The sequence below is a fragment of the uncultured Phascolarctobacterium sp. genome, from assembly GCF_937920985.1.
Lineage (GTDB): Bacteria > Bacillota > Negativicutes > Acidaminococcales > Acidaminococcaceae > Phascolarctobacterium_A.
Map to the genome: position 1 here is coordinate 46,541 of NZ_CALDXR010000060.1, position 9,719 is coordinate 56,259.

General features: G+C 46.3%; 13 protein-coding genes. 4 read left to right on the plus strand and 9 right to left on the minus strand.

Annotated elements, in window-relative coordinates; genetic code table 11:
• The first annotated feature begins 391 nt into the window (after positions 1-391).
• Genes Q0612_RS10700 through Q0612_RS10710 form a run of 3 tightly spaced genes read left to right on the plus strand, consistent with a single transcriptional unit; the run spans position 392 to position 2,159 of the window.
• Entirely contained in the window at positions 392-1,009 is a 618-nt protein-coding gene (locus tag Q0612_RS10700; protein ID WP_040564600.1) for a MotA/TolQ/ExbB proton channel family protein, read from the plus strand.
• Complete coding sequence (locus tag Q0612_RS10705; RefSeq protein ID WP_298884533.1) at positions 1,009-1,419, plus strand: biopolymer transporter ExbD; 411 nt, start codon at positions 1,009-1,011, stop codon at positions 1,417-1,419. Before Q0612_RS10700 ends, Q0612_RS10705 begins: the two co-directional genes overlap by 1 nt.
• A complete protein-coding gene (locus Q0612_RS10710) occupies positions 1,419-2,159 on the plus strand; it encodes an energy transducer TonB (RefSeq protein ID WP_298884535.1) in 741 nt (246 codons plus the stop codon). Before Q0612_RS10705 ends, Q0612_RS10710 begins: the two co-directional genes overlap by 1 nt.
• A gap of 58 nt (positions 2,160-2,217) precedes the next feature.
• On the opposite strand, the gene Q0612_RS10715 is transcribed toward Q0612_RS10710, so the two are convergent.
• Genes Q0612_RS10715 through Q0612_RS10755 form a run of 9 tightly spaced genes read right to left on the minus strand, consistent with a single transcriptional unit; the run spans position 2,218 to position 9,148 of the window.
• Positions 2,218-3,144: a S1 RNA-binding domain-containing protein gene (locus tag Q0612_RS10715; protein ID WP_298884537.1), complete on the minus strand. Its 927-nt coding sequence runs from the start codon at positions 3,142-3,144 to the stop codon at positions 2,218-2,220.
• Positions 3,137-3,493: a ribosome silencing factor gene (gene rsfS, locus Q0612_RS10720; protein WP_293722965.1), complete on the minus strand. Its 357-nt coding sequence runs from the start codon at positions 3,491-3,493 to the stop codon at positions 3,137-3,139. The genes Q0612_RS10715 and rsfS overlap by 8 nt, the downstream gene beginning before the upstream one ends.
• A 12-nt stretch (positions 3,494-3,505) precedes the next feature.
• Positions 3,506-4,594, minus strand: coding sequence for an LCP family protein (locus Q0612_RS10725; protein WP_298884540.1), 1,089 nt, complete (start codon positions 4,592-4,594; stop codon positions 3,506-3,508).
• Positions 4,595-4,605: 11 nt separating this feature from the next.
• The gene (gene yqeK / locus Q0612_RS10730) at positions 4,606-5,187 is read right to left on the minus strand and encodes a bis(5'-nucleosyl)-tetraphosphatase (symmetrical) YqeK (protein ID WP_293722961.1); all 582 of its coding nucleotides are present in this window, start codon (positions 5,185-5,187) and stop codon (positions 4,606-4,608) included.
• Positions 5,188-5,194: 7 nt separating this feature from the next.
• On the minus strand, positions 5,195-5,815 hold the full coding sequence (nadD, locus tag Q0612_RS10735) for a nicotinate-nucleotide adenylyltransferase (RefSeq protein WP_367181737.1): 621 nt from the start codon (positions 5,813-5,815) through the stop codon (positions 5,195-5,197).
• A 36-nt stretch (positions 5,816-5,851) separates the two neighbouring features.
• A complete protein-coding gene (locus Q0612_RS10740) occupies positions 5,852-6,025 on the minus strand; it encodes a hypothetical protein (RefSeq protein WP_021720142.1) in 174 nt (57 codons plus the stop codon).
• A 59-nt stretch (positions 6,026-6,084) separates the two neighbouring features.
• Positions 6,085-7,299: an ABC transporter permease gene (locus Q0612_RS10745; protein ID WP_298884547.1), complete on the minus strand. Its 1,215-nt coding sequence runs from the start codon at positions 7,297-7,299 to the stop codon at positions 6,085-6,087.
• 19 nt (positions 7,300-7,318) lie between these two features.
• Positions 7,319-8,059: an ABC transporter ATP-binding protein gene (locus tag Q0612_RS10750; RefSeq protein ID WP_021720144.1), complete on the minus strand. Its 741-nt coding sequence runs from the start codon at positions 8,057-8,059 to the stop codon at positions 7,319-7,321.
• Positions 8,060-8,074: 15 nt separating this feature from the next.
• On the minus strand, positions 8,075-9,148 hold the full coding sequence (locus Q0612_RS10755; RefSeq protein ID WP_298884550.1) for an efflux RND transporter periplasmic adaptor subunit: 1,074 nt from the start codon (positions 9,146-9,148) through the stop codon (positions 8,075-8,077).
• Between the two features lie 360 nt (positions 9,149-9,508).
• On the opposite strand from Q0612_RS10755, the gene Q0612_RS10760 reads away from it, so the two are divergent.
• A partial coding sequence (locus Q0612_RS10760; RefSeq protein ID WP_298884553.1) for a hypothetical protein occupies positions 9,509-9,719 on the plus strand: 211 nt, incomplete at its 3' end.

Here is a 9,719-nt window from a genome sequence, read left to right on the forward strand (position 1 = left end):
AAATTGTTAATTATGTATATTGGCTTTTTCCTTATTTTGCAATAACTTAAATTACGTAATTAGTTACTGCTAGAATTATATCATGTTGTCCCCCCCCGTCAAGCAAAAGTACATTGAGTACTTTTGGCTTGCAGGTGCCTACAGCACCTGATAAATCAAAAAGGACTCCGTAATTTTAGAATGAAGCCCTTAATATTTAAAGGGTAGACTGCAAGTCAACACTGTTACATTTTAAACACTCTTAGATAATTAAATTCTCCAACCCCTTGCATTTTACATATTGATAATATATACTATAAATCAGCACAGTTCAGCTTGTAATATTTTACAACTAACTTCGGCAGTTATTGCTGCCAAAAATTTTATGATGAGTATTTTTAGGAGGCAATTCATGGAAGCAATTCAACAAACAATCATGTATTTTCACAAAGGCGGTCTCGTTATGTGGCCGCTGCTTTTCTGTTCAATCGCAGTAATAGCTATTGCTATTGAGCGTTTTCTGTTCTACAAGGCAGAAGACAGTGGTCAGGTCTTTGCCGCTAAGTATTGTGAACTTTTGCGAGCTGATGAAAAAGAAGAAGCTCTTCAATTAGCAGAAGCAGCTAACGGCGAATGCGCTAAAATCGTTGCTGATGCAGCTAAAATTACCGATGGCAGAGAACAACAAAAAGCATTTTTGGAAAGCCAGGCAGGTATTTTCATTGCTAAACTGAAAAATAAACTGGACTACCTTGCTATTATCGTTACTATGTCCCCGCTGCTGGGCCTGCTCGGTACCATCGTTGGTATGATCGGCGCCTTCAGTATCTTCAATCTGGAATCCGGCGCTCCTATCGCTATTACCGGCGGTATCGGCGAAGCACTTATTGCTACCGCTACAGGTCTTTGCGTAGCTATTCTTTCCTTGTGTGCGCACTCCTATTTTGCCCATCGTATGGATAATATGATTACCGACATGGAGCAATGCTTCAGTGCTCTTCTCGAAGCAGAAACAAGGAGTGGTAAATAATGCAGCTGCGCAATGTACGTGACAGAAAAACACCGGAGCTTATTATTATCCCTATGATCGATATCATGTTCTTCCTGCTGGTATTCTTCATGCTCAGCACCATGTACATGATCGACCTGAAAACCATTCCCGTAAAACTGCCGCAGGCAGCACATGCTGCTACTGATACAACTACAACTTTTGCTGTATCCTTGAAAAATGACGGCACTCTTTATCTTGGCGATGCGCCGACAGATATCCAGTCCTTAATAACCCAGGCCTCTATTGAGCAAAAAAATAATCCTCGTTTTGCTATTGTTATCAGAGCAGACAAGGATGTTGATTACGGTCGTGTTATTGAACTTATTGATAAACTTAAAGGCGCAGGTATTACCCGCTTTGGTTTGGCAACGGATGGAGCTGGTAAATAATGAATTCTGGTCAACGCAGTAGAATCGGTTTTATCGGTTCTATCGTAACACATATTTTTATCTTACTTTTCGTAAGCTTCGTCGGACTGTTTAATTTATCGCATCCGCCTGCTAACGATATCGTTGAGGTATCACTGTTCGGCGGCGGCGGCGGTGGCGGCAATGATGCCGACATTGAAGACAGTAATGCAAACGACGAAGAAAACTCTACTGAAGAGGATGTACAGGAAGAGCCTACACCGGATCCGGAGGCTATCTGGAAAAACGATGACAACAAGCCTCAACCTGTACATAAAAAATCTGCTGTGAAAAAGGTGGCCCGTAAGGGCAGCGGCACCGGTCAGGGAAGCGGCCACGGCAGCGGTGTAGGCCCCGGCACAGGCTCCGGCAGTGGCGGCGGTAACGGCAGCGGCCACGGCACAGGCAATGGCAGCGGTTACGGTTCCGGCAACGGTAATGGCGCAGTCGCTGTTATGCCGCGTATTATCCGCAAGATTGACCCTGTATACCCTGCTGCAGAACGCAATGCAGGCATCACCGGTTCAGGCGTTGTACGTCTTCTGGTCAACACCAACGGTACTGTTGATGAGGTTACCCTCGTAAGCTCCAGCGGTAACGCTAACCTCGACCAGGCAGGTATCAATGCCGCTTATAAATGGCGCTTCACCAGCGCTGTCGGTACTAACGGTCAAAAGGTTCGCTGCTATTTACGCTTACCCTTCACCTTCAGGCTGAGATAATTAAAACCTGTTAGCTGAGTTTCAGCTAACAGGTTTTTTTGTGCTTCAAATATTAAATTTACTTTTCTTGCTGACCTTCCGTCAGATAGGTCCAGCCGTTCTCCTGACGCACCTTGCCCTCTTTCATCAGATGGCCCAACGCACGCTTGAAGGCAGCCTTGCTGATACCAAACTTCTGCTTGATAATCTCCAGCGGCGTAGAATCGCAATAAGGCATGCTGCCGTTGCGCTTCACCAGGAAATCATAAATATCCTGAGCATCAGCAACAAGTGCATTCTCCTTCTGCAGACGCATAGAAACGTTAATACGTCCATCCTCGCGCAGATAGGTTACACGGCAGGTAATCTCCTGACCGAAGTCAAGTCTGCCACCGGGCACTTCACTGCGATGCAGGAAAGCAATAAAGCGCTGGTTTGTAAAGAGGAAGAAGCCTTCCGGCAGAATATTATAAATCGTACCGGTAACCTTATCACCGATTTTTAAGCCTTCTGCAGGCTTAGAGGCTTTCACCATATCCTCTTCTACACGCATCGTCACAGCCTGACGGCCGCTCTTATCGCGATACAGTCTTACCCATACGAGTTGGCCGGGGTTTACGTGGCCGCGCATCTGGCTATAGGGCAGGAAAACGCCGCGCTCTGCGCCTATGTCAACGAAACCGCCGTCACGGGTAACGCTCAGCACACGTACATAACCCAACTGACCTTCACGCATCTTCGGCAGCTTCATGCTGGCTGTCAGACGCTTGCTGGGATCAAGATAAAGGTAAACCTTTACCTCATCGCCAATATTAACCTCAGAGGTCTGCTGCAGCTTATGCAGCATGATATCGTCAGAGGTATTACCAGTGCCTGCGTCAAGGAAGGCTGCACTTTCATTCGCACGCACAACCTTTAAACTGACTACATCACCGGGACGGTATTTAGTATTGTTCGTAACAACAGGAGCCTTTTTGCCTCTGCTGAATTTTTTATTATCAATCATCCGTATTCTCCACAAAGCTTTCCGACGGAGCATCTGCCCACAGCTGCTCTAAGTTATAAAAATCGCGTTCTTCCTCCAGGAAAACGTGAGCAACAACATCACCGTAATCCAACAGTACCCAACGTGCGTCGGCATAGCCTTCCTTGTGGGTAGGATGCACGCCTGCTTCTGCCAGCTTATCTTCAATATTGTCAGCAATCGCCTTAACCAAGGTGCTGTTGCCGGCGCTGCATACAACATAAAAATCTGTAACCGGGGACAAGCCCTCCATATTTAATAAAAGTATATCCTTTGCTTTTTTGTCATTGGCCGCAGCCGCAATTTTTTGTGCAATTTCTTTAGTTTCCATTAAGCATCCTCCTTAATTATTACCTACTTTTCCAGCAAGCTTTGATTCTTGTTCTAATTCATCTCTGTCCTTAGGCTGCAGGTGCTCCTTCGGCTCTTCTTCAACCTCCGGCTTTTCCTCTTCCTTCTCTTTCAGATAAGGAATTCCCAGCTCATCCAAGGACTTGTTTACATCAGCCTGCTCAGCCCGCCAATAGCTCACACCGGTGCTATCGTCAAATTTGCCATAAAGCATACAGCTGCGCAGCTTATCATCACCAAACAGCTTAAAACTGTTGGCAGCCTTAAGCATTGTCAAGGTATTAAGATCTGTTTCCACATATTTGTCCAGCGTTGCCAGCAGACTGCTTACCTTGGTTACATTCTGTACAGAAAACATCTGCTCTGCTGCAGCCTTCAGGAATTTTTGCTGTCTTTGCACGCGTCCGATATCACCAAGCTCATCCTTGCGGAAGCGCACATATTTACCGGCAGTTTCGCCATCCATATGCTGATAGCCGTGCTTGATATCAATAACCAGATTAGCATAAGGATCCTCATAATACATATCCTTTTCTACGTAGATATCTACGCCGCCAATTAAATTTACTACATCAATAAAGCCACGCCAGTTGGCCAGCGCATAATAATGGATAGGCACACGCAGCAGATTTGCTACAGTCTGCTTTGCCATAACAACGCCACCATAAGCAAAGGCAGCATTGATTTTTTCCGGATCCTTATGACCTGGAAGCACTACCATCGTGTCACGCGGAATAGATAAAACCGCAACCTTATTATTCTGCGGATCAAAGCTCAGCAGGATAATAGCATCTGTGCGTTTAGGCTCACTTTCCGCTGCTTCGCTGTCGCCATCATCAATGCCCAATAGCAGGACGTTAATGCGTTCATTGAGCTTCTGGTCATCACGTATTTTATCATCTGCTGCAGTCACGCCAAAATGTGGCGGATTGATAAACTTATTATATATCCAGCAGGTTCCCCAGAAAAGCGCTGTTCCCAAAAGGCCTATAAAAATAAGCAGGCAAAGCAATCTTCCCCAACGAATCTTGCGCCTTCTGCGGTGTCTTAACGGCGATTGTTGATTATTATTCTCTTCCATACTCGCCCCGCCTATTTATTATCTGCTTTCTGCGCCAGCATCAGCTCATTGTAGCCATCAATGCAATGCGGATGAATTAATTGGCCACCGGCAAGCAAATATTCTATAGTATTGCTATAGGCCTTAAGCATTGCTTTATCAAGGCTTTTACGTGCCAGCTTGCGCAAATCATCAACACCCGGGAAATCTCTCCCCGGCTCAAGCATATCTGCTAAAAATACAACCTTCGCCAAATCCGTCATGTGGGCAGCACCTGTCGTATGCTGCGCAATACCTGCCAGAATTTCCTTATCATTTACGCCATACTTAGTTTGTGCATAGTACACGCCTAATTTGGCATGCAGCAAAATCGGCTGGTTGCGTTCTACATCATCAATAGCAATTCCCAGTGCATCTGCCTTCGCCGCACTTTCTTTGCTGGCAACCTCACGGCCGCAATCATGCAGCAACGCACAAATCGCAATTTTTTCTTTCGGCAGCTTATGTGCCTCAGCCAGCTCCAAAGCTGTTTCGTAAACATGTACGGAATGTTTATAGCGCTTCGGCGGCAAGGAAGCCTGCAAAAGCTGTTTCATTTCGTCTATTGTCATCATTTCTGCTTCATCCCTGCCTTTGATATAAATTGTGAGCAACGATATATTGCTCCACAGCCCGCGGCACCAAACCCGCCAGGCTTGCTCCTTCGTGCAGCCTTGTCCTTATTTCGGTAGATGAAATATCATATTCAGGTGTATGCAGCAGCATAATTCTTTCCGCAGCAGCAGCACCCAGATGCTGCACTACCTCTTCCATCACACCATCATAGCCCGGTCGGCCGGCAGCTACAAAGGTTGCCAGCTGCAGCATTTCCTCAATCGAATTCCAGGTATGCAGCTGAGCTACCGAATCAGCACCAATAATAAAGTAAAGCTCCTTATCCGGATACATCTGTCGCAGCTCACGCAGTGTATCTATCGTATAGGATACGCCGCTACGTTGAAGCTCCATATCTGATACAGTAAAATGCGGATATTGCTTTACTGCCAGCTCAGTCATCGCATAGCGATGCTCTGCCGGCGCATAATCCTGTCCTACCTTATGCGGTGGTACAAAAGCTGGGATAAAAATAATTTGTTCCAGTGCAATACGTTCGTAAACAGCTTCAGCAATACGCAGATGCCCTATATGAATAGGATCAAAGGTCCCGCCTAAAATACCAAGTCCCTTTCCCGTCACAGTCATCCTCCTTGCTCAACACTTTTCTATTATTTTATTATATCAATCACTCAGCATTTGTACAACCTTCTGCAGCAGAATTATTATCGCAATAAGCAATAAAATTCCCTTTGTACGGTCTTTGAAATCAAAAACAGTTTTAGGCCTTCTCAGATAATCTGAAAAGGCCTGCAAATAATCTTTAAATGTAGGGGGTTTAGGTTCTCGTTTTGTCATTTTTACTCCAATTTTAGAGATAAAGTGAAGAGAACCTCTCTTCACTTTATCATATTATTTTACTCGTATCTCAAAGCATCAATCGGATCAAGCAGCGCTGCCTTACGTGCCGGATAAATTCCGAAGAACAAGCCGATGCCGACCGAAAAGATTACTGCGATAACAATCGCCCAGACGGAAATAACTGTATTCCAGCCTGCCATACTGCTGATGATACAGGAAGCACCAATACCAAGCATTACACCTAAGGTGCCGCCTATAATACCGATGACCATAGATTCAACCAGAAATTGCAGCAGTATATTATTATAGGTAGCGCCTAAAGCCTTGCGGATACCGATTTCACGCGTACGCTCTGTTACCGATACAAGCATAATGTTCATAATACCGATACCGCCGACCAAAAGACTGATAGCCGCAATGCAGCCGAGAAGTATCGTAATATTATTGGCTGTTGAAAGCATCGTTTCCATAATCTGCGCCATGTTGCCTACGGTAAAATCATCGTTATCGCCCTCTTTGATCTTGTGGCGTGTACGCAGCACCTGTTCCACATCGGCCTGCACGTCATTAATAATATTTTCATTCGCAGCCTGCACCGAGATACGCTGTACATTCGTAATACCCATCATACGGTTCTGTGCCGTAGTCAGAGGAACATAAACCACGTCGTCCTGGTCCATACCCATGCTGCCCTGTCCCTTGCTCTTCAAAACACCGATAACCTGAAACGGCGCTTTGTTAATACGCATAATCTTGCCAATAGGACTTCCCTCCGGGAACAGACTGTCAGCAACAGTCTTGCCGATAACTGCCACTCTGCCGCGGCTTACGAGGTCACGCTCGTTCAAAACGCGTCCGTCCTCAACCTCCAGACTGGAAATGGTAAAGTTGCTCGGAGTTGTACCCTCAACACGGCTGGTCCAGTTCTGATTGCCGGCGACCATCTGATAGCTTCTGTTGACACTAGCCGTAATATTGGCAATACCGTCAACCTGCTTCTCGATAGCCTGCATATCATCATACGTCAGCTTAACGCCTTCACCGGCCGCCAGACGAGCGCCGCTGGCAGTACGACCGCCGGAGGTGATAATCAGCAGGTTACTGCCCAATTTAGAGATATTGTTCTTAACATTCTCCTTTAGGCCGAAGCCCAAGCTAACCATCGCAATAACGGCGCCAACGCCGATAATAATACCCAAAAGCGTCAGGAAGGTGCGCAGCTTATTCGAGACCATGCCCTGCAAAGCCATTTTAATGCTTTCATTCAACATAAATATCTACCTTCCTTTATCAGCTCTGCGTACCGTCACGCATCTGCTGCAGCTCCTTGGCCGCATAATCAGTCCTGCCGCCGCTGCGTTCATCACTTACCAGCTGTCCGTCGCGCATTACCAGAATACGCTTCGTCTGCTCGGCAATATCCGGTTCATGGGTAACCATAACCACCGTCTTGCCGCTCTCATTCATTTTCTTAAAAATATCCATAATCTCGTAGCTGGATTTGGTATCAAGATTGCCTGTAGGCTCATCGGCCATAATAATCGCCGGGTTATTGATTAAGGCTCTGGCAATGGCCACACGCTGACGCTGGCCGCCGCTCATCTCCATAGGCTTATGCTCCAGCCTATCGCCCAGGCCAACAGCCTCCAATGCCTTCTTAGCGCGCTCCATGCGCTCTTCCTCGTCTACACCGGCATATACTAACGGTAAGGCTACATTCTCCTGCGCAGTCAGCTTAGCCAGCAGATTGAAGTTTTGGAAGACAAAGCCTATCTTCGCATTACGCGTATGCGCCAGCTCATCGTCATCATAACCGGCAATCTCCTTGCCATCAAGAAAATACTCGCCGGAGGTCGGTCTGTCCAGACAGCCGAGAATATTCATCATCGTAGATTTACCGCTGCCGGAAGGCCCCATAATAGAAGTAAATTCACCCGGTTCAATCTTCAAATTGACGTGATAAAGCGCATGCACCACACTGTCGCCCATCTGATAGGTTTTCATAATATCTTTTAATTCGATAACAGACATAACGCTAACGCCTCCTTAGTGCATCGGCGGTGGGCCCATTCTGTTACTGCTCTGCTTGGTGACAGCCTTCTTCACCAGCAGCTTGTCACCAATGCTGAGACCGGTTGCCGTAACTGCTACTTCGCTGTCACTCGTCAGGCCAAGCTTTACATCTACATCACGTGTTTCCTTAGTCTTCTCGTTATATACCTTGACGTAACGGCGGTTGCCCTCACTATAAATGCAGTTTAAAGGCACAATCGTTACATCATTAGCTTCGTTGATAATAATATCGGTTCTTGCTGTCATAGTCGGCAGCAGCTTGCCCTTAGCATCGTCAACAGTAACATAAACCTTATAATAGATAACATTATTTTCCGTAGTTGCACTGCGGGAAATCAAGCGTACCTTACCGGTAAAGGTTTCGTTAGGATAAGCGTCGACAGTAAACTTTACCTTCTGTCCGTCCTTCACCTGACCGATATCGGATTCATCGACAAGTGCTTCAATCTCCATATTATCAAGCGTTGCCACAGACATAATAACCTGCGGTGTGCTGATACCGGAGCTGATAGTCTGGCCAACCGGTGTAGGCTTACCGATAATGTAACCGGAAATCGGTGTGGTAATAACAGTATCATTAACATCAGAAGCAGCCTTTTCATAGTTGCTCTTGGCTACAAGATAATCTGCTTCCACGCTGTCAAATGTTGATTGGCTGATAGCACCGCGGTTCAGCAGGTTCAGATTACGCTCATAGTTAGCCTGGGCATTATGCAGCTTGGCCTGCATCTGAGCCAGCGTTGCGTTCAAAGATGTTGCATCAAGGCGCACCAGTACGTCACCGGCGTTGACATGCTGGTTTTCCTTAACAAGTACCTCAACAATTCGTCCGGTAATCTTGGAGCTGATATCAACATTATCCTGTGCGCTTAATGCGCCGGTTGCCGAAACAGTTTGCATAATGTTGCCTTTTTTTACTTCGCCCATCTTAACAGCAGCAGTTGTAACCTGCGTGCTTTGATAATATTTATAGCCACCATAGCTGCCTGCGAGCAAAATCGCAGCCGCTACGAGGATATATTTATTCTTTTTCACGAAACTCATCATTCTGCATCCCTCATTATTAAATATATTCCTTTACTATTATAACCTCTACTCTTTTTGAGGTCAAAGCAAGTATAGCAAAAAGATGTGTTTTTTTTATGGCACCATTAACAAAATTCAACACATATGACAAAAACCCCCGTCACTTTCGTGACAGGGGTTGATTTGCATTTTGACTGTCAAAGCATTTGTTGCTTTATCATTTTGAATCACCAGGCTGGCGAGAAAGTGCCAGAGGCGAAGAGCAGATGCCGCCGGCGTACTTCTGGTACGTCAAAGCATTTGCGATGAAGCATATGGTGCTTTATTCGTCTTCAGTTCCAATCACCAGGCTGGCGAGAAAGTGCCAGAGGCGAGGAACGGATGCCGCCGGCGTACTTCTGGTACGTCAAGGCATTTGTGACGAAGCATATGGTGCTTTATTCGTCTTCAGTTCCAATCACCAGGCTGGCGAGAAAGTGCCAGAGGCGAGGAACGGATGCCGCCGGCGTACTTCTGGTACGTCAAGGCATTTGTGACGAAGCATATGGTGCTTTATTCGTCTTCAGTTCCAATCACCAGGCTGGCGAGAAAG